General features: G+C 66.5%; 21 protein-coding genes and 1 tRNA gene. 12 read left to right on the plus strand and 10 right to left on the minus strand.

Features of this window, described 5'->3' with window-relative positions; all coding sequences use genetic code 11:
• Positions 1–15: 15 nt before the first annotated feature.
• Positions 16–1,257 carry a glycosyltransferase gene (locus tag FFI87_RS26885; RefSeq protein WP_138850093.1) on the minus strand — a complete coding sequence of 414 codons (1,242 nt, stop codon included), beginning with the start codon at positions 1,255–1,257 and terminating at the stop codon, positions 16–18.
• A gap of 100 nt (positions 1,258–1,357) precedes the next feature.
• Between FFI87_RS26885 and FFI87_RS26890 the strand changes: the two genes are divergently transcribed.
• Together FFI87_RS26890 and FFI87_RS26895 are read left to right on the plus strand one after the other, a co-directional pair.
• Complete coding sequence (locus tag FFI87_RS26890) at positions 1,358–1,972, plus strand: TetR/AcrR family transcriptional regulator (RefSeq protein ID WP_409995114.1); 615 nt, start codon at positions 1,358–1,360, stop codon at positions 1,970–1,972.
• A 208-nt stretch (positions 1,973–2,180) separates the two neighbouring features.
• Entirely contained in the window at positions 2,181–2,534 is a 354-nt protein-coding gene (locus FFI87_RS26895; RefSeq protein WP_012365480.1) for a hypothetical protein, read from the plus strand.
• A gap of 43 nt (positions 2,535–2,577) precedes the next feature.
• On the opposite strand, the gene FFI87_RS26900 is transcribed toward FFI87_RS26895, so the two are convergent.
• The 4 genes from FFI87_RS26900 to FFI87_RS26915 form a co-directional block, all read right to left on the minus strand.
• The gene (locus tag FFI87_RS26900) at positions 2,578–3,420 is read right to left on the minus strand and encodes an alpha/beta fold hydrolase (RefSeq protein WP_138850091.1); all 843 of its coding nucleotides are present in this window, start codon (positions 3,418–3,420) and stop codon (positions 2,578–2,580) included.
• A gap of 115 nt (positions 3,421–3,535) precedes the next feature.
• Positions 3,536–4,453, minus strand: coding sequence for a LysR family transcriptional regulator (locus tag FFI87_RS26905; protein ID WP_006750808.1), 918 nt, complete (start codon positions 4,451–4,453; stop codon positions 3,536–3,538).
• A gap of 265 nt (positions 4,454–4,718) precedes the next feature.
• Complete coding sequence (locus FFI87_RS26910; RefSeq protein ID WP_006761486.1) at positions 4,719–4,964, minus strand: DUF3717 domain-containing protein; 246 nt, start codon at positions 4,962–4,964, stop codon at positions 4,719–4,721.
• A 259-nt stretch (positions 4,965–5,223) separates the two neighbouring features.
• Positions 5,224–6,759 carry an amino acid permease gene (locus FFI87_RS26915; protein WP_138850090.1) on the minus strand — a complete coding sequence of 512 codons (1,536 nt, stop codon included), beginning with the start codon at positions 6,757–6,759 and terminating at the stop codon, positions 5,224–5,226.
• Positions 6,760–7,330: 571 nt separating this feature from the next.
• Between FFI87_RS26915 and FFI87_RS26920 the strand changes: the two genes are divergently transcribed.
• From FFI87_RS26920 to argG, 3 genes are all read left to right on the plus strand, one after another.
• A complete protein-coding gene (locus FFI87_RS26920; protein WP_138850089.1) occupies positions 7,331–8,863 on the plus strand; it encodes a sensor domain-containing diguanylate cyclase in 1,533 nt (510 codons plus the stop codon).
• Between the two features lie 171 nt (positions 8,864–9,034).
• Positions 9,035–10,105, plus strand: a complete 1,071-nt coding sequence (locus tag FFI87_RS26925; RefSeq protein ID WP_138850088.1) for an FUSC family protein — start codon at positions 9,035–9,037, stop codon at positions 10,103–10,105.
• A gap of 343 nt (positions 10,106–10,448) precedes the next feature.
• The gene (argG, locus tag FFI87_RS26930; protein ID WP_012365474.1) at positions 10,449–11,786 is read left to right on the plus strand and encodes an argininosuccinate synthase; all 1,338 of its coding nucleotides are present in this window, start codon (positions 10,449–10,451) and stop codon (positions 11,784–11,786) included.
• A 243-nt stretch (positions 11,787–12,029) separates the two neighbouring features.
• Here the strand turns inward: argG and FFI87_RS35020 are convergent, their stop codons facing one another.
• On the minus strand, positions 12,030–12,341 hold the full coding sequence (locus FFI87_RS35020) for a hypothetical protein (protein ID WP_261378588.1): 312 nt from the start codon (positions 12,339–12,341) through the stop codon (positions 12,030–12,032).
• Between the two features lie 97 nt (positions 12,342–12,438).
• Complete coding sequence (locus FFI87_RS26940) at positions 12,439–12,771, minus strand: lipid II-degrading bacteriocin (RefSeq protein WP_138850087.1); 333 nt, start codon at positions 12,769–12,771, stop codon at positions 12,439–12,441.
• Positions 12,772–13,237: 466 nt separating this feature from the next.
• On the opposite strand from FFI87_RS26940, the gene FFI87_RS26945 reads away from it, so the two are divergent.
• Positions 13,238–13,765 carry a shikimate kinase gene (locus FFI87_RS26945; protein WP_012365473.1) on the plus strand — a complete coding sequence of 176 codons (528 nt, stop codon included), beginning with the start codon at positions 13,238–13,240 and terminating at the stop codon, positions 13,763–13,765.
• Positions 13,766–13,826: 61 nt separating this feature from the next.
• Here the strand turns inward: FFI87_RS26945 and FFI87_RS26950 are convergent, their stop codons facing one another.
• Together FFI87_RS26950 and FFI87_RS26955 are read right to left on the minus strand one after the other, a co-directional pair.
• Positions 13,827–15,137 (minus strand): MFS transporter, encoded by a 1,311-nt coding sequence (locus tag FFI87_RS26950; protein WP_138850086.1) that lies wholly within the window; start codon positions 15,135–15,137, stop codon positions 13,827–13,829.
• Positions 15,138–15,329: 192 nt separating this feature from the next.
• The gene (locus FFI87_RS26955; RefSeq protein WP_138850085.1) at positions 15,330–16,412 is read right to left on the minus strand and encodes a tartrate dehydrogenase; all 1,083 of its coding nucleotides are present in this window, start codon (positions 16,410–16,412) and stop codon (positions 15,330–15,332) included.
• Positions 16,413–16,520: 108 nt separating this feature from the next.
• Between FFI87_RS26955 and FFI87_RS26960 the strand changes: the two genes are divergently transcribed.
• From FFI87_RS26960 to FFI87_RS26970, 3 genes are all read left to right on the plus strand, one after another.
• The gene (locus FFI87_RS26960) at positions 16,521–17,429 is read left to right on the plus strand and encodes a LysR substrate-binding domain-containing protein (protein ID WP_138850084.1); all 909 of its coding nucleotides are present in this window, start codon (positions 16,521–16,523) and stop codon (positions 17,427–17,429) included.
• Positions 17,430–17,514: 85 nt separating this feature from the next.
• On the plus strand, positions 17,515–18,144 hold the full coding sequence (locus FFI87_RS26965) for a LysE family translocator (RefSeq protein ID WP_138850083.1): 630 nt from the start codon (positions 17,515–17,517) through the stop codon (positions 18,142–18,144).
• Between the two features lie 14 nt (positions 18,145–18,158).
• A complete protein-coding gene (locus FFI87_RS26970) occupies positions 18,159–18,920 on the plus strand; it encodes a class I SAM-dependent methyltransferase (RefSeq protein WP_138850082.1) in 762 nt (253 codons plus the stop codon).
• A 24-nt stretch (positions 18,921–18,944) separates the two neighbouring features.
• Here the strand turns inward: FFI87_RS26970 and rtcR are convergent, their stop codons facing one another.
• Positions 18,945–20,561, minus strand: coding sequence for an RNA repair transcriptional activator RtcR (gene rtcR / locus FFI87_RS26975; protein WP_138850081.1), 1,617 nt, complete (start codon positions 20,559–20,561; stop codon positions 18,945–18,947).
• Positions 20,562–20,899: 338 nt separating this feature from the next.
• Between rtcR and FFI87_RS26980 the strand changes: the two genes are divergently transcribed.
• The 3 genes from FFI87_RS26980 to FFI87_RS26990 all read left to right on the plus strand — a co-directional run bounded on the left by FFI87_RS26980 (position 20,900) and on the right by FFI87_RS26990 (position 23,656).
• A tRNA-Cys gene (locus FFI87_RS26980) sits at positions 20,900–20,972 on the plus strand.
• 256 nt (positions 20,973–21,228) lie between these two features.
• Positions 21,229–22,368 carry a slipin family protein gene (locus FFI87_RS26985; protein ID WP_012365467.1) on the plus strand — a complete coding sequence of 380 codons (1,140 nt, stop codon included), beginning with the start codon at positions 21,229–21,231 and terminating at the stop codon, positions 22,366–22,368.
• Positions 22,369–22,432: 64 nt separating this feature from the next.
• Positions 22,433–23,656, plus strand: coding sequence for an RtcB family protein (locus tag FFI87_RS26990; RefSeq protein ID WP_105788701.1), 1,224 nt, complete (start codon positions 22,433–22,435; stop codon positions 23,654–23,656).
• The last annotated feature ends 22 nt before the right edge of the window (positions 23,657–23,678 follow it).

Here is a 23,678-nt window from a genome sequence, read left to right on the forward strand (position 1 = left end):
GCGCGGCTCGCGCGTTCATTGGGCGCCGCGGCGCGCCCAGCGCTCGATCGCATCGACCGCCACACGCAACCCGTCCTCCCGCCCGAGCCGCGCACCGAGTTCAGCGGCCCGCGCTTGCGTATCGGCACGCGCCGCGAACGCGATCGCACGTGCGAACGCGGCGGCGCGCACGCGGCGCCCGGCAACCGGCGCATCGGCCACACCGAGCCGCTGCAGCCGGTTCGCCCAGAAGAACTGATCGCCCGCGAACGGCACGACGACCGACGCAATGCCCGCCCGCGCAGCCGAATGCGTGGTGCCCGACCCGCCGTGGTGGATCGCCATCGATACTTGCGGAAGCAACCAGTCGTGCGGCGTCTCGCCGATCACGCACACGTGCGCGGGCAGCATCGACGCGTCGATGCCGCTCCAACCCGGCTGGAACAGCGCACGCCGGCCGTCGAGCGCCCGCACCAGCGCGTCGACCATCGCGGCGCGGTCGAACCCGGCCATGCTGCCGAAGCCGATATACACGGGCGGATCGCCCGCTTCCAGAAAGGCGGCGAGCGCGGGCGGCGGTGTCCACGCCGGCGCGTCGATACGCCACTGACCGCATGCCAGCACATTCGGCGGCCAGTCGGCCGGCTCGGCGAGCAGCACGGGCGACACGCCGTACAGCATCGGATGATCGGTCCACACGCGCCGGCGCGGCGGCAATCCGCACACGCTGGCGCGCGCCGCATTGGTCGCCTTCCTGAACGCCTGCCACAGCAGCGCGTTCACGAACCGGTGGCTGGCGCGATTCAGCCAGCGCGGCACCTTGCCGGGCGGCAGGAACGGCGACGCGAACGCCGCGGTCGGCGTGATCGGGATCATTCCCGCGCCGATTGCCGGCACGCCGCGATACTCGGCGACCGACAGCCCGACGAACGACGCCAGCCCCGACACGAGGATCGCATCGCAACCGGCCGACGCGTGCGCGACTTCGCGCATCCACGCTTCCGTGTTCGCATTCGCGATCGCCGCGAGCGCCTTCGACGTGTCGTTGAAGCCGCCGCGCCCGCGCACCGCATCGGACAACGCGCCCTCCGGCGCGAGCGCCGCGCGGATATCGCCGGACAACGGCGCGCACGGCACGCCGAGCGCGGCGGCCGAACCAAGCGTCGCGGCGTCGGCCAGCAACCGGACTTCATGACCGGCCGCCGTCAGCGCGCAACCCAGCACCGCGAGCGGGCGCGTGTCACCTTCGGTGCCGTAGGTGGCAATGACGAGCTTCATGCGTGACTCCTCGCGCACGGCGAGAACGAGTGGATTCAAAAAAGTGCACGTCGTATACTAATGCAATTCGTACACTTTCCGTCAACCCCGAGCCATGCCGATGACGACCGAGGATCAGGGCCGCCGCGCGCGCAAGCGCATCCAGATGCTCGCGCACCTTGCCTCAACCGGCGCGCGCCTGTTTGATGCGCACGGCTACGACGCCGTCACGATGGAGCAGATCGCCGCGCAGGCCGACGTCGCGAAACGAACGCTCTACAACCACTTCCCGACGAAGGAAGCCGTGCTCGCGCACTGGCTCGAAGGCGAACTCGCGCGCGACCTTGCACATCTCGGGCGCGACCTCGCAAGACGGAAAAGCTTCGCGTCGCGAATCGCCTGCGTGCTCGATGCGTCGGCCGCGTGGTGCGAACAGCACCCGGTGTATCTGCTCGCATACCTGCGGCATCGATTCCTGAGCATCGGGGCGGTCCCAGCGGAAGGTGCGACGGAGCACGGCAGCGACATCGCGCTCGTGTGGCAGCAGCTGATCGCGGCCGGCCAGCAGGCCGGCGAGCTGAACCCGGCGCTGGCGGCCGACCAGCTCGCCACGTGGTTCCACCACCTGTATCTCGCGGCGATGCTCCGCTGGCTGACGGTGCCGGGGTTGTCGCTGAAACGGGAATTCCAGTCAGTCGCGAAACTGTTCGTCGAAGGCGCGCAAGCGAAGCCGTGAGCGGCATCGGCAGTCGGATGCCGCGCCGATTGCGCCGCGCGCCGCGCAGGGGTTTTTACAACGAATGATCAGACGGGATGCCAAATTTCCCGCGCGGCAGTATGCTGGTGTCGTACGGCCGCGCCCGATACATCGGGCAATCCCCTAGTCCGCACGTCGCCGCGCCGCCGTCGCATCCGCAATCATGCATTGCAAGGAGGGCTTCGTGATGGCTACGACACATCAGCACTTCCACCTCGAGCTACGGCACGCCACCGCGCCGACGTATTTCATCAGCTACCTGTTTCCCGCCTTGCTGTTCGTCTACGAACTGCTGCGCGTCGGCCAGTGGATCCGCGATCACGGGATGCAATTCGCCGCGTTCAAGCAGATGGGTTACGAGTATCTGCTGATGCTGCTGTTCGTCGGGCTGCAGATCGTCGTCGAGGCGATCTTCCTGCTCGGCGCCGCGATGCGCCGCGACCATCGCGATTTCGAGCACCGCCTGCCGAACGTGGTCCTCGGCATTGGCTGCTCGATCGCGCTGCTCGCGATCGATCTCGCGATCCAGCTGGCGTTCTGAGCGCCGGCAGGTTCGCCCCGCCGGTCGCATCTGGTTGGCAGGTTCAGGCGGGCGCGTCGCGCAGCAACGTCGCCACCGCCGCGAGTACGTCGTCGGGCCGCTCGCGATGCGGGATGTGCCCGCATCCGTCGAGCAGCAGGAACGTCGACGGCCCCGCGACGCGCGCGGCGATCCGCTTCGGATGCACGTCGGAGCCGTATTCGTCCTGCTCGCCGTGAATCGCGAGCGTCGCGCAGCGTACGCGCGGCAGTTCGTCGTCGAGACTCCAGCTGCGAAACGCCGGCGACAGCCACATGTCGACCCACGCACGCAGCACCCATTCGGCCTTCTCGCCGTGATAGCGCGCGAGCCGGTCGAGCTGGCCGGGCGCGTCGAACTGCTGCGCCGCGTCGCGAATGCCGTCGCGCGTACGATCCTCGACGAATGCCTGCGCGGCGACCGTCACCAGCGCGCGGCAACGCGCCGGATACGCGGCCGCGCACCCGACCGCCATCCCGCCGCCGACGCTGTGCCCGAACGCGACGAACGTATCGATGCCGAACCATTCGAGCAGCGCATGGAATCCGTGACCGGCCTCGTCGCGCACGAACGTCGCGGCGAGCTGCCCCGGATGACGATCGGATCGGCCGAAGCCGAGCCGGTCGTACGCGATCACGTCACGGCCGGTGGCGCGCGCGAGGCGGGCGGGGAAGTCGCGCCATAGTTCGACGCAGCCGAGCGAATCGTGCAGCAGCACGATCGGTGCGGCCGGCTTAGGTGCGGCCGGCCTCGGTACCACCGCCTCAGGCGCGGCCGTTTCCACCGCCGGCGCACCGCGCCAGCGCTTCGCGAAGAGACGCCCTTGCGGCGTCTCGACCCAGGTCTCCTCGGTCACGATGTCAGTCATGTGTATGTCGTCGTCTGCATGAAGGCGGGCCGCACGCGGGCGTACCGCAGCGAATGCCGACGATGGTGGCCCGGCGCCGCGCGCGGCGTCAAGCAAGCCTCCACCGCCCGCACGCTCATTCGGGTTGCGGCGGCAGATACTCCATCTGCGCCTCGTCGTAGAGCCGGTAGATCAGCGCCTGCATCGCGCGGATGTCCTCCGATTCGTCGAGCATCCGCATGCTCATGATGATCGGCGACACGAGGTTCGGATCGTCGAGCGGCTTGTAGCTGATGTCGTCGCGCTTCAGCCCGTACACGCTGTGCGGCACGACCGACACGCCCTCGCCCATCGCGACGAGCCCGAGCGCGATCTGCAGCTCGCGCGTCTCGTAGATGCGCCGCGGCTGCAGCGCGCGATCGTGGAATGCCGCGAGCACCTGGTCCGCATAGCTCGGCCGCGGCGCCTTCGGAAAGATGATCAGCGTGTCGTTCACGAGATCGTGCAGCGACAGCACGGGCTTCGCGCCGTCGAGCACGTGACCGACCGGCAGCGCGACGATCATCCGTTCCTCGCGCAGCACGACGCGCCGCACGCTCGGATCCTCGTGACGGATGCGTCCGAACCCGACGTCGATGCGCCCTTCCTTCAGCGCCTTGATCTGGTCCATCGTCGACATCTCGTGCAGGCTCAGCTCGACGGCCGGATACTCGCTGCGAAAGCGCCGGATGATCTTCGGCAGCATCCCGTACAGCGTCGAGCCGACGAAACCGACCGACATGCTGCGCTCGATCTTGCCGACCCGCTTCGTCATCGATTCGAGCTCGGTCGTCTGCGCGAGCAGCTGCACCGCGTGCGAATAGAAGAACCGTCCCGCGTCGGTCAGCTTCAGCGGCCGCGCGTTGCGCTCGAACAGCGGCACGCCGAGCGCCTCCTCGAGCTGCTGGATCTGCCGGCTGAGCGGCGGCTGCGCGATGTGCAGGCGCTCGGCCGCACGCGTGAAATTCCGCTCCTCGGCAACGGCGACGAAGTAGCGGAGGTGTCTCAACTCCATGTTCGAACCCTCCCGGACAGGCCACGGACGTTCATTCGGCCCCGCGCGGACGCGTGCCGCGCCGGTCGCCCGCGCTGGTCGCCACGCCGGTCGCCCCGTGCTCGCCTGATCCCGATGCCATGACGATACCTCACGGCGCGCCGATCCCGGCGCGAGCAACGTCGCGCCTGCATGCGCGTCGCGCACCGCGCAAAGCAAAACGGGAAGCCGCCAGGCTTCCCGTTCGTTCATCGACGCCGCGTCGCGGCATCGTCCCGGCCGCGCGTCACGCCTCGGTGGCGTACAGCGCATCGCGCTGCGCGTCGCTCAGCGAATCGAGCGGCACGTCCGGCAGCCGATAGCAGATCATCGCGCCGTACAGCTCGGCCAGGCAGTTGCTGCCGGCGTCGAGCGCGTAGCCGTCCTCGCCGTCCGGCGCCGGCGGATACACTTCGCGCCACGCATTGATCGCGGCTTCGATTCGCACGATGGAAACGGGTCCGGCCTTCCGCTCGGCGGGTGATGCGCTCATGAATTCCTCTGGGTTGCCGCTCCGCGGGCCGTGCCGGCCGCGGCGGAGCGATTGAAACGCCGGGCGCCGCCGGCCGCCGCAACAGGCGCGCGCCGGATGCCCGATCCGCGCCGCGCTCGTCGCGCCGGCCGGGCCGTGGCCCGGTAGGGTCGGGAAATATAACCGGCTTTGACCGCGTGCAGGGGAAAGCCGACAAAAAAAACGGGAAGCACGCGGCTTCCCGTTTCATCGCATCTCGCGCGGCCCTGCCGCACCGGCATCAGCCCGCGGTTTCGCGGTTCGCCACGCGCTGCGTCTGTGCGCCGCGGTTCGCGGCCACCCACGGCGCGATTTCCATATCTTCGTAGCGCACGAAGCGGCTCTTGTTCAGGAACCGGTAGCCGAGCCAGACGACGAGGAACAGCGGGATGCCGACGTAGGTCGCGGCCACGCCCGCCCAGTCGATCCGGTTCGCGAGGAACGCCTGATAGTCCTGTCCCAGCGCGATCACGAGACACAGCACGAACGCGAACAGCGGGCCGAACGGGAACCACTTCGACTGGTACGGCAGCTGATCGACCGCGTAGCCCTGCTTCACGTAGCCCTTGCGGAACCGGTAGTGGCTGATCGCGATGCCGAGCCACGCGATGAAACCGGTCATGCCCGACGTGTTCAGCAACCACAGGTACACCGTCTTGTCGCCGTACAGCGACGTGAAGAAACACAGCGCGCCGACGGCCGTCGTCGCGTACAGCGCATTGCGCGGCACGCCGCCCGGTGACAGCTTCGCGAACAGATTCGGCGCACGGCCTTCCGTCGCGAGGTTGTAGAGCATCCGCGTCGACGCGTACATGCCCGAATTGCCGGCCGACAGCACGGCCGTCAGGATCACCGCGTTCATCACGCCGGCCGCGAACGCGAGGCCCGCGTGGCGGAATACGAGCGTGAACGGGCTCACGCCGATGTCGGTCACGTCGCTCTTCAGCAGGCTCGGGTCGGTGTACGGAATCAGCACGCCGATCACGAAGATCGCGAGCACGTAGAACAGCAGGATCCGCCAGAACACCTGGCGCACCGCGCGCGGGATCGTCGTGCGGGGGTTCTCCGATTCGCCGGCCGCGACGCCGATCAGCTCGGTGCCCTGGAACGAGAAGCCCGCGATCATCGCGACGCCCATCAGCGCCGGCAGGCCGCCCGCGAACGGCGCGTCGCCGATCGTCAGGTTGCCCCAGCCGTTGCCCGGCGCGCCCTTCAGAATGCCGAAGATCATCAGCAGGCCGACGCCGATGAACGCGACCACCGTGACGACCTTGATCAGCGCGAACCAGTATTCGGCTTCGCCGAAGCCGCGAACGGTCAGCGCGTTGAGCAGGAACATCACGGCGAGGAACGCGGCGCTCCACCAGACACCCGGCACGTCCGGGAACCAGTAGTGCATCACGAGCTGCGCGGCGACGAGTTCGACCGCGATCGTCACGGCCCAGTTGTACCAGTAGTTCCAGCCGAGCGCGAAGCCGAAGCCTTCGTCGACGTATTTCGCGCCATAGGTCGCGAACGAGCCCGACACCGGCATGAACGCGGCCATTTCGCCGAGGCTCGTCATCAGGAAGTAGACCATCAGGCCGATCAGCATGTACGCGACCATCGCGCCGCCGGGGCCGGCCTGCGAAATCGACGCGCCGGACGCGACGAACAGGCCCGTGCCGATCGAGCCGCCGATGGCGATCATCGTCAGATGGCGCGCCTTCAGCGCGCGATGAAGCTTGGGTGGGTTCGCGGGCGAACCGGATGGGTCGGAATTCGGAAGTGCGGACATAAACGAGACGAACGTTGAGCGGGCCGGCATCCGGAACCGGCGCAAGCGGGATCGGGTGCGCCGCCTGCGATGCATTCGATGCGGCCCCGATACGCGTTGCGCGCCGGGCGCCTGCGGCGAAGCGCGGATTCTACCTGATTCGTCATCGGGATCGCTCGCGTCCGAACGCCCACGGAATCAACGGGTTGGGTGCGGCACGGGCGGCAACGCGCCACTCACGGCCGCGCAGGCGGCGAAACGCCTATTCGCCGACCGGTTATCGGTCATTCCAACCCAAGCCATGCGTAATCGGCTTCGCTTCCTATGCCGATCCCGCATTAAAGCGACAAATCAATCGACATACACGGTAATAATCAGACGAAATGTTACGGATTGGCGATTGATTCAAATCAAAATCGTCCGCAAGGCATGCAGTAATGATGCGTAACCGCCGGAAACCCGGTAATTTGCGCAGCATGTTTTGCAGCGCGCGGCCAGCTTCAAGATTTCGCGACATAATACGGGCTAATTCGAAATATTCAGCGCGCGGACCCCACGACACACCAATATCCGCCGCCTGCCGCCCCCGAGGATGAATTCATACCCGCTGCCCGCTACGCTGCGCCGCCATACCGTGTCGGCCGTGGCCCGCATTCTGTCGCCCCGCGGCGTACTCGTCGCGGGCATCGTGCTGTTGCTGCTCAGCTGGGGATTCTCGACGTCGCTTTTAATCGAGGCACGCAACGACGCGTACGGCCATGCGGTCGAAAATGCGCGCAATCTGATGCTGCTGATCGAGCGCGATATTTCCCGCAATATCGAACTTTATGATCTATCACTGCAAAACGTGGTCGACGGTCTATCCGATCCGGAACTAATGGCATTGCCGCCGCGCCAGCGTCACCGGCTGCTGTTCGACCGCGCCGCGACCGGCGCGTATCTCGGCGCCATTTTCGTGATGGACCCGCACGGCAATATCGTGATCGACTCGGCCAGGTCGCCGCCGCGGCAAGGCAATTTCGCCGATCGCGACTATTTCGCCGTGCATCGCGACCGGCTTGCGCCGGGCCTCTACATCAGCCGGCCCTATGCGTCCCGGCTGCGCGGCGGCGCACTGACGATCGCGCTCAGCCGCCGGATCGTCCGGGCCGACGGCACGTTCGGCGGGATCGTCGTCGGCACGCTGAACATCGACTACTTCCGCGCGCTGCTCGACGGGGTCGCCGTCGGCAAGCACGGCAGCGCCGCGGTCATCGAGGACAACGGCGCGCTCGTGTCCCGCCTGCCGTACGACGCGCGCGTGGTCGGCCTCGATCTGCACGACTCCCCGCTCTTCATCGAGTCGCAGCGCCGCAGCGAAGGCGCGCTCACGGGTGTCGGCGCGATCGACGGCGTGCGCCGCATCTATGTTTACAAGCACCTCGCGAATCTGCCGCTGCTCGTCGACGTCGCGCCCGCCGAGATCGACATCTACGCATCGTGGCGCCATCGCGCGATCTGGACCGCCGTGCTGATGGGCCTGTTCACCGCGTTCATCGCGTGGGGCTCGCTCGCGCTGTCGCGCGAACTCAAGCGCCGGCAGATCGCCGAGTCGAAGCTGTACCGGCTCGCGCACACCGATTCGCTGACCGGCCTCGACAACCGCGGCACCTTCGACGCGGTGCTCGCGAAGGAAGCGCAGCGCGCGTCGCGCAGCGGCCGCCCGCTGTCGGTGCTGTTCGTCGACGTCGATCATTTCAAGGCGTTCAACGACTACTACGGCCACCTCGCCGGCGACGACGTGCTGCGCCGCGTCGCGCAATCCGCGTCGCGCTGCCTGCGTCGCGACAGCGACCACGTCGCGCGCTACGGCGGCGAGGAATTCGTCGTCACGCTGCCCGACACCGATGCGCGGGGCGCGGCGACCGTCGCCGAGACGATCCGCCGCGCGATCGCCGGGCTCGACATCGCGCACGGCCGCAGCCCGTACGGGCACGTGACGACGAGCATCGGCACCGCGACCGCCACCGGCGGGCGCGTGAATGCCGCGGCGCTGCTGCGGCAGGCAGACGAAGCGCTGTACCGTGCGAAGTCCGGCGGCCGCAATCGCGTGTCCGACGCCGAGGCGAGCACGGCCGACGCGTGACGCGGCGGTCGCCCATTCCCCCGACGCTCCGCCGCCTCGCCGTGGACAGCCCGCGCGCGTTCGGCTAGCGTTGCGTCAGCTGCGCGTGCGGCGCGGCGCCGGCCCGCGCAGGCCGCCCGCGCGTATTGTGGCCACCCCGGCGGCCACCCCGCCGGCCACCCCCGCTCCGTCATGACTGCCCAGCTCCCTGTCCAATTGCCACCCCTCCTGCGCCACGCGCTCCGTCCTCTGCTGGACCCGTACCGCCGCTACCGGCACGCGAAGCTGATCCATGCGGCGCGCGTCGCGCTCGCGATCCTCGTGTCGATCGGCCTGTCCACCGGCCTGCGCGTGCCGCACGGCGAATGGTCGACGATCACCGTGCTGATCGTCGTCGGCGGGCTGCAGCATCACGGCAACATCCGCAAGAAGGCGGCCGAGCGCGCGCTCGGCACGTCGATCGGCGCACTCGCGGGGCTGGGGCTGATCGTGCTGTATTCGGTCCTGCACATGCCGTTCGCGATCTACCTGCTGATGTCGATCGCGTGCGGGCTCTGCGCGTATCACGCGATCGGCAAGGCCGGCTACATCGCGCTGCTGTCGGCGATCACGATGGTGATCGTCGCCGGACACGGCGACAACGAGATCGTCGACGGCCTGTGGCGCGCGGTGAACGTGCTGGTCGGCATCGCGATCGCGCTGGCATTCTCCTTCGCGCTGCCGCTCTATGCGACCTACTCGTGGCGCTACAAGCTCGCCGACGCGCTGCGCGCGTGCGCGGCCGTGCACGCACGGCTCGCCGGCGACCGCCCCGTGAGCGACGACGCGCACCTGAAGGAAATGGCCGCGCTGAGCGCGCTGCTCGTGCAGCTGCGTTCGCTGATGCCGTCGGTGTCGAAGGAGTGCGAGATCTCGGTCACGCACCTCGAGGCGATCCAGCGCAGCCTGCGCCTGTGCATCGGCTACCTGGAGATCCTGTCGAGCGCCGTGCCGGCCCGCGACGACCTCGCCGCCCGCGAATACATGCGAACCGCGATGAAGGCCGTGAACCGGCGCATCCGCGACACGCTCGTCGGCGCGAGCCGCGCGCTGAAGTTCGGCACGCCGAGCCGGCTCGCTCCGCGCCGCCGGCCGGCCGATGCGCCGCACGACGCGCCGCCGCCGGAATTGTCGGGCTACGTGTCGATCACGGCCAAGCTGGCCGCCGAAGTGGATCAGTTGCGCGAGAAACTGCTCGATACCGCGCAGGCGTGGAATATCTGAAGGCGTGAAGGTCTGAAGTCAACGGATTACGGTGGACGCCGGAAATCTTTCATATTTCTTTCATCCGGGCGAGACCGCCTCTTGACGACATCGGCCGCACTTTCAGGCCGATCCGGCCCTGGAAACAGCGCTTACGTGACGGCGCGTGCCCACCGGTTTCGACCGCCTTTCGGCGCCGCTTCGCGGCGGATTCTCCGGGCGGTTAACCGGCCGCCAAGCCCGCCGCGACAGGGCCGCCGACGCATTGGCGCGAAAATCAGGTCTTGCCCCAACTTCCCGGACAGCCGATACTCGCATATTCCGCGAAATACGATCCCACCGGCTTCAATCCACGGTAATTCCTATGAGCACGATTCTCGAAAGCCTCCCGACCGGCCAGAAGGTCGGTATCGCCTTCTCCGGCGGCCTGGACACCAGCGCCGCGCTGCACTGGATGAAACTGAAGGGCGCCGTCCCGTACGCATACACGGCGAACCTCGGCCAGCCCGACGAAGACGATTACGACGCGATCCCGAAGCGCGCAATCGAATACGGCGCAGCCGGCGCCCGCCTGATCGACTGCCGCGCGCAGCTCGTCGCCGAAGGCATCGCGGCGCTGCAAAGCGGCGCGTTCCACATCACGACGGCCGGCGTCACGTACTTCAACACGACGCCGATCGGCCGCGCCGTGACGGGTACGATGCTCGTCGCCGCGATGAAGGAAGACGGCGTCAACATCTGGGGTGACGGCAGCACGTACAAGGGCAACGACATCGAGCGCTTCTACCGCTACGGCCTGCTCGTGAACCCGGATCTGAAGATCTACAAGCCGTGGCTCGACCAGACGTTCATCGACGAACTCGGCGGCCGCGCCGAAATGTCCGAATTCATGAACCAGGCCGGCTTCGCGTACAAGATGTCGGCCGAGAAAGCGTATTCGACCGACTCCAACCTGCTCGGCGCGACGCACGAAGCGAAGGATCTCGAAAGCCTCGAAAGCGGCATCAAGATCGTGAATCCGATCATGGGCGTCGCGTTCTGGCGTGACGATGTGAAGATCGCCGCAGAGGAAGTGACGGTGCGCTTCGAAGCGGGCCAGCCGGTCGCGCTGAACGGCGTCGAATTCAAGGACCCGGTCGAACTGCTGCTCGAAGCGAACCGCATCGGCGGCCGCCACGGCCTCGGCATGAGCGACCAGATCGAGAACCGCATCATCGAGGCGAAGAGCCGCGGCATCTACGAAGCCCCGGGCCTCGCGCTGCTGTACATCGCGTACGAGCGCCTCGTCACCGGCATCCACAACGAAGACACGATCGAGCAGTACCGCGAGAACGGCCGCCGTCTCGGCCGTCTGCTGTATCAGGGCCGCTGGTTCGACCCGCAGGCGATCATGCTGCGCGAAACAGCGCAGCGCTGGGTTGCACGCGCGATCACCGGCGAAGTGAAGATCGAACTGCGCCGCGGCAACGACTACTCGATCCTGAGCACGAAGTCGCCGAATCTCACGTACCAGCCGGAACGCCTGTCGATGGAGAAGGTGGCATCGACGTTCTCGCCGCGCGACCGGATCGGTCAGCTGACGATGCGCAACCTCGACATCACCGATACGCGCGACAAGCTGCGCGTGTATTCGCAAGTCGGGCTGCTGACGCCGGGTGAATCGTCGGCGTTGCCGCAGATCAAGGGCGACGACGGGAAGTAACGCGATTTACCTTGAGCCGGGCGGTGGCGTAAGTCGCCGCCCGGTTGCATCACCCTCGCTACACCCATCTGCTTTCTCAAGCCCGGTTGGTTGACAATGTCGAGCAACTTGATATCGCCACAACCGCCCCTGTTCCACTCCGCTCGCCGGTGTCGTTTCACGGCCGACGGTAAATCCGCCACGGTCAACGGGGGTTCCATCGATACGATCTATCGTTTGACGGCGAGATCAAATCCATAATTGCTAATCATATGGGCCGACGTTATCGAGAATAACGCCCAAGCACGTCATTTTCGCAACATATCGACGTCCATCGGATCTATAAGGAACCTTCCATTGATGAAGATCCTTCATATATTCGAAATTTTCATCAAATACAACATCCGACGCGCCTTTTTGCTTCGCATATTTTTCCATGTATCCGGTTATTTCCGATCTACTCATGTCGGAACATGCCCCATCTCCGCCATCCCAATTTCTGACGTAAACCACCACCACAAATAGAATTAACATCAATGCCAAAGAAACGGAAATAGAAACGAAAAAATATTTCATCAGCCTTCCGACCCACTTATTTTTCATAATCTTCCCTTTTTGCAGTACAAGGAAGATCAATTTGACCTTCCTCATACCTCCTCAAATATCAGAAAAATTAGCGCGGAGGCCTGGGCGACAGCCCACCAAACGAGGGGCGATGAATTGCTGCCGGAGTTCCGTCCGGATTCATTGCCTTGATACTGGCGCGCGTGCCGTTGACTTCCAGCGGTTGCGAGCCCGTGAAATAAATCACGAAATCCTTGTGATCGACGAAGTCTCCGATTTTTCGTACGAGAGTTGTCAAAGCCTCTTGAACCGACGGGCGGGATCTCGAAGCATCAAAGTCGAACTTATCCGGGTCTGCGGGGCCGTGCCCTTGCGCCAAGCTTCGAATAGGAGTGCTTTCCAATGCAGCAGCGGAGACGCCAAGAAAATCCCTTCTTTTCATCTAACAACCCCGATATCGTGTGACCTTGTACACGACGCTCCCTTCTAGCGTCAGCATCAAGGCAGTTTTGAAATTGGCAGGTCAGATATGTTCTGATCCATGCGGGTTATGCATGCAACCGCGTACATCATCAATGTCCGCAGACACCGCCAATGCTTCCGGTTGGCTCCACAACCTTTCTAGTTGATAACGAATTTCGTCTGACAATACAAGCGCGAGTTTTTATTGCCCTATTTAACGCGCAGGTAAAGTCGACAGCCGAGAGGCGAGATGGGTAAGAACAGTCCACCACCAAACGTCACGAGCGTCGGCTCACGCATGTGCGAAGGAAATCGCCGAAAGCGTTCCGATGTCCTCGCTTGACGATCGTGCAAGACGTATCAACGGATCAATGACGCTGCACGGCGGCGCTGCGCCGCCGCGCCAGTCATGGCAAGCTGCGAGTCGTCCGACTCTGTGTTTTCTCATGCGCCCTCTCACCGTCATTCACCTGAACGGCCCGATCAACAGCGGCAAGACGACGATTGGCAGCGCACTCTCGCGCGCGCTGCCCGATGCGCGCTTCATCGACGGCGACGATCACGACGCGCCCGACGACGCCCCGTTCGACGTGCAGTGGGCGATCGCGCTGGAGCGTCTGGTCACGCAGATCACGCACGCGAGCGAACGTCATCTGGTAATCGCCTATCCGATCGGCGAAGCGGAATTCGAACGGCTGCGCGCGGCCTGCGATGCGCGTGATGCGCGGCTGTTCGTCGTCACGCTCGCACCGCCCGAAGCGATCGCATCGTCGAATCGCGGCACGCGCGCGCTGACGGACTGGGAGCGGCAACGGATCGCCGAGATGTATCGGGAAGGGTATGCGGCGCGCGCGTTCAGCGATTGCTTCGTCGATACGTCGACAGCGTCGGCCGATGCGTGTGCGCTGGAGATTGCGCGCAGCGTCGCGGCACCAGGCACCCGCCAACGCTGCGGCAAAGATCGACTCAGCTGACGCGTCACGCCGGCGCCGCCGTGCGCGAAACGCTGCACGAATGCGCCGACGCGGCGCGCCTTCAATGATGATGCTGCACGCCCGACACGACCCGCCCACGCGCCTCTTTCCGACTCAGCATCAACGTAACGACCGCCGACACCGCGAGCGTGCCCGCCACCACGTACAGCCCGGCCGCATACCCGCCCGTCACGTGCTTGAGCCAGCCGATCGCGAATGGCCCGACGAAGCCGCCGAGGTTGCCGATCGAGTTGATCATCGCGATCCCCGCGGCCGCGCCGGCGCCTGACAGGAACGCGCTCGGCATCGCCCACAGCGGCGCCTTCGCGGCGCTGATCCCGATGTTGACGACGACCAGCGCGAGCACGGTCAGGAGCGCGGTGCTCGCCTGCCCCGCGAACACGAAGCCGATGCAGGCCAGCACGCACGGAATCACGACGTGCCACGTGCGCTCGCCGGTGCGATCCGAATGCCGCGCCCAGACGATCATCGCGACGACCGCGGCGATGCTCGGGATACCCGTCAGCAAGCCCGTCTGCAGCGCGGTGAAGCCGAACTGCTTGACCATCAGCGGCGCCCACAGGCCGAGCGTGTACAGCCCTGCCGACGTGCCGAAGTAGATCAGCGCGAGCGCCAGCACGCGCGGGTCGCGCAGCGCCTGCCATGCGCCGGCCGTATGCCCGGCATGCGTGTGGCGCGCGTCGGCTTCCGTCTTCAGCTTCGCGATCAGCCAGTCGCGCTCGTCCGGCCGCAGCCACGCGGCCTTCGACGGCGAATCGGTCAGGCACTTCAACACGACGAAGCCGAGCAACACCGCCGGCAGCGCTTCGATGATGTACAGCATCTGCCAGTCGGCGAGGCCGAACATCGGCGGCATCTGCATGATCGCGCCCGACAGCGGCGAGCCGATCGCGGTGGAGATCGGCGCGGCCGCCATGAACCACGCGGCAGCCACCGCGCGCTGCTTCGCGGGAAACCACAGGCTCAGGTACAGGATGATGCCGGGGAAGAAACCGGCTTCCGCCATGCCGAGCAGGAAGCGCAGCACATAGAAGCTCGTCGGCCCGGCCGCGAATGCGGATACCGCGGACACGATGCCCCACGTGATCATCACGCGCGCGATCCAGATGCGTGCGCCGACGCGGTGGAGAATCAGATTGCTTGGCACTTCGAACAGAAAGTAGCCGATGAAGAACAGGCCGCCGCCGAATCCGAACGCGGTCGGCGACAGGCCGATCGCCTTGTTCATCGTCATCGCCGCGAAGCCGACATTGACGCGATCCAGAAAGCTGACGAAGTAAAGCAGCATCACGAACGGAATGATGCGCCACATCAGTTTGCGCGCGACACGGGTTTCAAGATCCGCTTGCATGTGTCTCCTCCTTCGAGGTCGAGCCGTGCGCAGTGCGCGCGTGCCCGGTGGGTGCCGGCCGGTGTCACGACGACGCGTGCGCACCGGCGCCCGGCTCGCGTCGAATGCGCGAGTCGCGGGCAGAAAAGTCAGGGCGGTGAATCGACGACGAACGGCTGCGCACGCGCGCGGCCGTTACCGTCCTCTTTACCGTCAGGCGGTAACCGCCGCGGTCGCGACGCGCTCGCAGACGGCCGCCGTCACCTGCGCGGTGCTCGCGCTGCCGCCGAGGTCGCGCGTATGCAGCGACGGGTCGGCGGTGACGGCCTCGATCGCCTGCATTACGCGCGCGGCGGCGTCGGTCTCGCCGAGATGCTCGAGCAGCATCACGACTGACCAGAACGTGCCGACCGGATTCGCGAGGCCCTTGCCCATGATGTCGAACGCGGAGCCGTGGATCGGCTCGAACATCGACGGATAGCGGCGCTCGGGATCGATGTTGCCGGTCGGCGCGATGCCAAGGCTGCCGGCGAGCGCGGCGGCGAGATCGCTGAGGATGTCCGCGTGCAGGTTCGTCGCGACGATCGTGTCGAGCGACGCCGGGCGGTTCACCATGCGCGCGGTCGCGGCGTCGACGAGCTCCTTGTCCCACGTGACGTCGGGAAATTCCTGCGCGACCTGCTTCGCGATCTCGTCCCACATCACCATCGCGTGACGCTGCGCGTTGCTCTTCGTGATGACGGTCAGCAGCTTGCGCGGACGCGACTGCGCGAGCCGGAACGCGAAGCGCATGATGCGTTCGACGCCGGCGCGCGTGAGGATCGACACGTCGGTCGCGGCCTCGATCGGATGCCCCTGGTGCACGCGACCGCCGACGCCCGCGTATTCGCCCTCCGAGTTCTCGCGCACGATCACCCAGTTCAGGTCGTCCGGCCCGCAGCGCTTCAGCGGCGCGTTGATGCCGGGCAGGATGCGCGTCGGGCGCACATTCGCGTACTGGTCGAAGCCCTGGCAAATCTTCAGGCGCAGGCCCCACAGCGTCACGTGGTCGGGCACGTCGGGGTCGCCGGCCGAACCGAACAGGATCGCGTCCTTGCCGCGCAGCGCGTCGAGGCCGTCGGCCGGCATCATCGCGCCGTGCTGGCGGTAGTAATCAGCGCCCCAGTCGAAATCCTCGAACTCGAACGCAAAGCGGTCGCTGCCGCGGGCCAGCGCTTCCAGCAGCTGCTTGCCGGCCGGCACCACTTCCTTGCCGATGCCGTCGCCGGGAATGGTCGCGATACGGTAGGTCTTCATGCTGACATCCTCGATTGATCGTAAGCGTGAATGCACTTTACCGAACCGGCAGTACGGGAACCGGTGCTAGACTCAAAGCATCTTTAACTTTGATTCATGAATCCCGTCATGGCGGATACCGTCCAGCCGGCCGATCTCGGCTTCTTCTCGACGCTGGCCGCGTCGGGCAGCCTGAGCGCGGCCGCGCGCGAACTCGGGCTGACCGCGGCGGCCGTCAGCAAGCGGCTCACACAGATGGAGCGCCGCGCCGGCGTGACGCTCGTCAACCGCACGACACGGCGCATGATGCTCACGCCCGAGGGCGACGTGTATCTCGACTACGCACGCCGGATCCTCGATCAGATGGACGAACTGGGTGAATTGCTCGGCAGCGCTAAACAGCGGCCGAAGGGGCTGCTGCGCGTAAATGCGACGCTCGGCTTCGGGCGCAGCCACGTCGGCCCGGCGATCTCGCGCTTCGTCGCGCGCTATCCGGAAGTGTCGGTGCAGCTACAGCTGTCGGTGATGCCGCCACCGCTGACGGACGATGCGTTCGACGTGTGCATCCGCTTCGGCGAGCCGCCCGACACGCGTGTCGTCGCGCGGCGGCTCGCGCCGAACCGCCGGCTGCTGTGCGCGGCGCCCGCGTATCTCGCTCGGCACGGGACACCGGGCACGCCGCACGAGCTGACGCGACACAACTGCATCGGCATCCGGCAAGGCGATGAAGGCTACGGGATCTGGCGGCTGACGGGCGGACGCGGCGCGTCGCGCAACACGGAGGCCGTGCGGATCAACGGCAACCTGACGACGAACGACGGCGAGATCGCGGTGAAGTGGGCGCTCGATGGACACGGGATCCTGATGCGCGCGGAATGGGATATCCGCGACTACCTGGCCGACGGGCGCCTCGTCGTCGTGCTACCGGACTACGAGACGCCGGCCGCGGATATCTATGCGGTGTATGCACGACGGCATCAGATGTCCGCGCGGATACGCGCGTTCGTGGACTATCTGGCGGGGGAGTTGGGTGGGTGATGGGGGGGGGCGGGCAGCCGCGCGCCGAACCGAATACAATGCGTCGATCCTCCCCCGCCGCTGCGCCCACCTTGCTGGAGCCGCCATGTTCGACCTGACCACGCTGACCACCTTCACGGCCGTCGTTCTGGGCCTGTTCCTGATCCCCGGCCCCGCCGTGCTGCTCGTGCTGAGTCGCACCGTACAGGGCGGCCGCAAGACCGGCATCCTGACCGGTCTCGGCGTCGCGAGCGGCGATTTCGTGCATACGCTGTTCGCGGCCGTCGGGCTGTCGGCGCTGCTGATGACGTCGGCGCTCGCGTTCAACGTCGTGAAGCTGGTCGGCGCCGCGTACCTGATCTACCTCGGCGTGCGTGCGCTGCTCGACCGGCCGTCTTCCGATCCGTCGCTGCCGAAGGTGGCGGCCGTCACGCCGCTGAAGGCGTATCTGCAGGCGATTCCCGCCGAAGTGCTGAACCCGAAAACCGCGCTGTTCTTCCTCGCGTTCATGCCGCAGTTCGTGCATCCGGAACGCGGTTCGACGTTCGTGCAGTTCGCGGTGCTCGGGCTGATCTTCGTCGCGCTGAGCTCGCTCTACACGACGCTGATCGCGTGCTCGATCCGCCCGCTCGGCCGTGTCGTGAAGCGGCTCGCATGGCTCACGCGCTGGCAAGGAAAGATCATCGGCTCGATCTTCATCGCGCTCGGGCTGCGCGTCGCGGTGCAGCAGCGCTGACCCGCGCGTTTCGCATGACGTCCGGCGCCGCGCCTGCCGGCGAACGCCTCTATACCGACCCGCGCCTCGTCGCGGTCTACGACCGGTTCAATGCCGGTGATCGCGACTTCGCGTTCTACGCATCGCGCATCGGCGCCGCGCGGCAACGGATCCTCGATCTCGGCTGCGGCACCGGCACGTTCGCGCGGCGGCTTGCGTCGGCCGGACACGACGTCGTCGCGATCGATCCCGCACCCGCGATGATCGACCATGCGCGACGCCAGCCGGGCGCCGACGCCGTGCGCTGGTTCGCGTGCGGCCTCGATGGCCTGCCGCGCGGCGCGCCATTCGACGCCGTCGTGATGACCGGGCACGCGTTCCAGTGCCTGCTGACCGACGCGGACATCGACGCGACGCTGCGCGGCGTGCGGCGCGTGCTGGCCGATGGTGGCCGCTTCCTGTTCGAAACCCGCAACCCGCGTGTCGAGCCGTGGCGTGCGTGGACACCGCAGGCATCCGTATCCCGTATCGATTCGCCGGAATTCGGCATCGTCGAGCTGCACCACGCGGTGACCGCGGTCGACGGGCCGATCGTGTCGTTCGACACGGTCTACCGCTTTCACCGTGACGATACGCAGGTGAAAAGCGCGAGCCGGCTGCGCTTCATCGCGCAAAGCGAACTGCAGGCGCGGGTCGCGGCCGCCGGTTTCTCGTCGGCTGCGTGGTGCGGCGACTGGCACGGCGGGCCGTTCGATGAAGCAGTCAGTGCGGAGATCATCGCGATCTGCGGCGTTTGAGCGGTGAATATCGCGGCGGTTCGACTACCTCGCGTCCAGCACCTGCCGCACGCCGTCCCAATCCAGCCCGAACCGCGCGAGATACTTGCGCAGCCGGTCCGCATCGTTCGGCTGCTTCTTGTTCTGCCGCGACACCGCGAACAGCGTGCGCCCGGCCTCCGACAGGCTCGCCGACACGCGGCATACGTCGAGCACGCGTTCGAGCTGCGCGCGGTCGAACAGGTCGAGTTCCGCCGCACGCATGCCGAACACGGCGTCGACGTACCTATCCGACGCGCCCGCGCCGCCCGGTGACGACCACGTGCGCGTCAGCCGCTCGACCTCCTGTTCGGCAATCGCCTCGGTAATCCGCCCAGCATCGGCGAGCGTCGCCATCCGCGTGATCGATGCGGACAGCTCGCGGAAGTTGCCGGCCCATGCCGCGCGCGGCGACGCCGCAAACGCGAGATAACGTCGCTTCGCTTCCACGTTGAACCGTACCTGCTCGCCCTGCTCGCGGCCGAATCGATCGAGTTCGAACTCGAGGTTCGGCTCGATGTCCTCGCGACGTTCCGCCAGCCCCGGCAATTCATACGTCCACAGATTGATCCGCGCATACAGATCCTCGCGGAACGTGCCGGCCGCCACCATCTGCCGCAGGTCGCGATGCGTGCCCGCGATCAGCTCGAAATCGCTGGTCGCCTCGACGTCCGCGCCGACCGGCAGGAAGCGCTTCTCCTCGATCGCCTTCAGCAGCATCGCTTGCTCGTCGAGCCCGAGTTCGCCGATCTCGTCGAGAAACAGCAGGCCGCCGTCCGCCGCGCGCAGCAAGCCCGCACGCGCGGACTGCGCGCCCGTGAACGCTCCCTTCACGTGACCGAACAGCGTCGACATCGCCGCATCACCGCGCAGCGTCGCGCAATTGATCTCGATGAACGGCCCCGCGAGCCGATGGCGGCCGCGCTTCAGTTCGTACACGCGCTTCGCGAGAAACGACTTGCCGGCGCCCGTCGGCCCGACGAGCAGCATCGGCGCGCGTGAGCGCACGGCCACGCGCTCCAGTTGCTCGATCAGCGCGTTGAAACGCGCGTTGCGTGTCGCGATGCCGGCCTTCAGGAACGACACGGTTTCGTCGCGCTCGCGCGTGAAGCGCTGCGCGATCCGGTTGTAGCGCGACAGGTCGAGATCGATCACCGACACCGTGCCGGGGCCGCTCGACCCTTCGTCGGTCTGCTTCGGCGGCCCCGTCTGTACGAGGCGCGCGGGCAGGTAGCGCGCTTCCGCGAGCAGGAACCAGCAGATCTGCGCGACGTGCGTGCCCGTCGTGATGTGGACCAGGTAGTCCTCGCGGTCCAGATCGAACGGATAGGCGCGCGCGAAGTCGTGCAGCGTCGCGTAGACCTCCTCGAAATCCCACGGATCGCGGATCGTGACCGGCGTGAGCCGCACCTCGGTATCCGGCGACAGATGCGCGAGATCGTCGCGCACCTGATTGGCGAGGCGCGTGTGGCCCGGCGGATGCAGCAGCTCGAGCCGGTCGATCGCGAAGTCCGGCTGCATGCAGAGCGACACGGTCGGCCGCCACTTGCGGTAACGGCGCGGCGCGCGGCCGCCCTGATCGAGCACGGTGCCGAGAAAGCCGATGGCGACGGTCTTGCGCATGTTTATCTCATGGGATAAGAAGCGATCCGATTGTATCGGAATTGGGTGAGAAGGTGGACGCCGGCGGATTCCGTAGGCGCCGACGAAAAATCACAAATTATTCTTTTATTTCAAAGGCTTGATGGAATTTTTCGTCACCCATCCCACCCGCTGGCACGCTCCTCGCTAAATAGAAGGTGCCGGATGTCCCGCTGGCCCACGAGCCAGGGTTCACAAAGCCCTGCTGGTGCGCTGCCGCCGAACCTCGTTCGTCGCGGTCGCGCATGCCGCCATGGGCAGACGAAGGCAAACGGGCGCGTATTGGAACTTCGCCCGGGTTCGAATCCCGGGGCGCCCTCCGTTCGGTAGCTCATTCGGGTAGAGCAGCCGGCGCAAGCCGGTGTGTAGCGGGTTCGAATCCCGCTCGAACACTGTCCGCAAAGACAGTCTCTTGAAAAAAGCAGTACCCGCCGATGCGGGCCGACAGGCCCGCCGCGCGTCGGACCGGTTGCGGTTCCGCGCGATCGGCCGGGCGGCCGGACGGCCCGCGCGAATGCGCACGACGACGCGATGCAGGATGCGTCGCCGTGCGACCGCGCCGGACCTCCGCGCCGCCCGCCCGATCGCGTCGCACCCCGATCCGTGCGATGCGTGTCGCTCGGCGGCCATTGAAGAAAAGGACAAGAATATGTGGAAGCGTCATGTGGTGAAAAAGAACGAACGCGCGCTGCTGATGAATGAGGGCGATTTCGTGAAGGTGCTCGAACCGGGTGTGTTCAAGGCCTTCGATCCGTTCAAGCGTCTGTCGGTGCAGACCGCGCGTCTCGACGCGCCGCTCGCCGATGCCGCGCTGGCCGACTACCTGCGTCACGACGCACCGGACGTGCTCGCGCACTACTTCGTCGCAATGGATCTGGGCGACGACGAAGCTGGCCTGCGTTACGAAGACGACGTGCTCGTCGAAATCTTGCCGCCCGGCACGCGTCGGCTGTACTGGCGCGGCCCGATCGCGCACCGGCTGGAGCGCGTCGATCTCGCGCAGGACAGCATGCTGCCGGCCGCGCTCGTGAAGCGCATCGCGCAACCGGCGCTGCGTGCGCGCGGCGTGGCGGGCCTGACGGGCGTGCTGCTGGCGCAGGTGCCGGCGTATCACGTCGGTGTGCTGAAGATCGACGGCAAGATCGAGCGGCTGCTCGAACCGGGCGTTGCAGCGTACTGGCGCTTCAACCGCGACGTCGCGGTCGAACTCGTCGACCTGCGTTTGCAGGCGCTCGAAGTCGGCGGACAGGAAATCCTGACACGCGACAAGGTCGCGCTGCGGCTGAACCTGTCGGCGACGTGGTGCTATGCGGACGTGCTGCATGCGTTCGGCCAGCTGCAAAAGCCGGTCGAGCACCTGTATCGCGAGCTGCAGTTCGCGCTGCGTGCGGCCGTCGGCACGCGCTCGCTCGACGAGCTGCTGGAGGACAAGCAGGCGATCGACGACGTCGTGATCGCGCAAGTGCGCACACGGCTCGCGCAATCGGGCGTGGACGTGCGCAGCGTCGGCGTGAAGGATATCGTGCTGCCGGGCGACATGAAGACGATCCTCGCGCAGGTGGTCGAAGCCGAAAAGGCCGCGCAGGCGAACGTGATTCGCCGCCGCGAGGAAACGGCGGCGACGCGTTCGCTGCTGAACACCGCGAAGGTGATGGAAGAGAACCCGACCGCGCTGCGGCTCAAGGAGCTGGAAACGCTCGAGCGCGTCGCGGAACGGATCGACCGCATCTCGGTGTTCGGCGGCCTCGACCAGGTGCTGAACGGACTCGTCAGCATCAAGGGTGCGTGATGGATGAACCGGCGCGGCGCATGCGTGCCGCGCCGGACGAATGAACGAATGAATGGTGATGCAAATGAGTAACGACGATTTTCAGGTAATGGAACTGGCGAACGGCAAGCCGGTGAAGATGTGGACGCAAGGTGTCGCTGTCGAGGACGAAGCACGCGCGCAGCTGCGCAACACCGCGCAGATGCCGTTCATCTTCAGGCACGTCGCGGTGATGCCGGACGTCCACCTCGGCAAGGGCTCGACGATCGGCAGCGTGATCCCGACGAAGGGCGCGATCATTCCGGCAGCGGTCGGCGTCGACATCGGCTGCGGGATGATGGCCGCACGCACGACGCTCACCGCCGCTGACCTGCCGGACTCGCTCGGCGCGCTGCGCAGCGCGATCGAACGCGCGGTGCCGCACGGCCGCGCGCCGGGCCGTCGCGATCCGGGCGCATGGGGTGAGCGCACGCCGGCCGCCGTGACCGAATCGTGGAAGTCGCTGCTGCCGGGTTTCAAGCGGATCGTCGATAAGTATCCGAAGCTGGAAAGGACGAACCACTACGCGCATCTGGGCACGCTCGGCACGGGCAACCACTTCATCGAGGTGTGCATCGACGAAGCGGACCACGTGTGGTTCATGCTGCACAGCGGCTCGCGTGGCGTCGGCAATGCGATCGGCAGCCTGTTCATCGAACTCGCGCAGGCCGACATGCGGCAGCACATCGCGAACCTGCCGGATCGCAACCTCGCGTATTTCACCGAGGGCAGCCGGCACTTCGACGATTACGTCGAAGCGGTCGGCTGGGCGCAGGACTACGCGCGGCGCAACCGGCAGGCCATGATGGAGGCGGTGATCTGCGCGGCGCGCAGCGTGATCGCGAAGCCGTTCTCGGTCGACGAGCACGCGGTGAACTGCCACCACAACTACGTGCAGCGCGAACGCCACTTCGGCGAGGACGTGCTCGTGACGCGCAAGGGCGCGGTGTCGGCGCAGAAGGGGCAGCTCGGGATCATTCCGGGCTCGATGGGTGCGAAGAGCTTCATCGTGCGCGGGCTCGGCAACCCGGAAAGCTTCTGCTCGTGCAGCCACGGCGCGGGCCGGACGATGAGCCGTACGGAAGCAAAGCGCCGCTTCACGGTCGACGACCAGGTGAACGCGACGCGCGGCGTCGAATGCCGGAAGGACGCTGGCGTCATCGACGAAATCCCGATGGCCTACAAGGACATCGACGCGGTGATGGCCGCACAGCGCAGCCTCGTCGAAGTGGTGCATACGCTGCGGCAGGTGGTGTGCGTGAAAGGATAGCGCGGTGCGCGGCCGAGGGCCG

Origin of the sequence: Burkholderia sp. KBS0801 (assembly GCF_005937855.2) — a bacterium.
In the GTDB taxonomy this organism is placed as follows: Bacteria; Pseudomonadota; Gammaproteobacteria; order Burkholderiales; family Burkholderiaceae; genus Burkholderia; species Burkholderia ambifaria.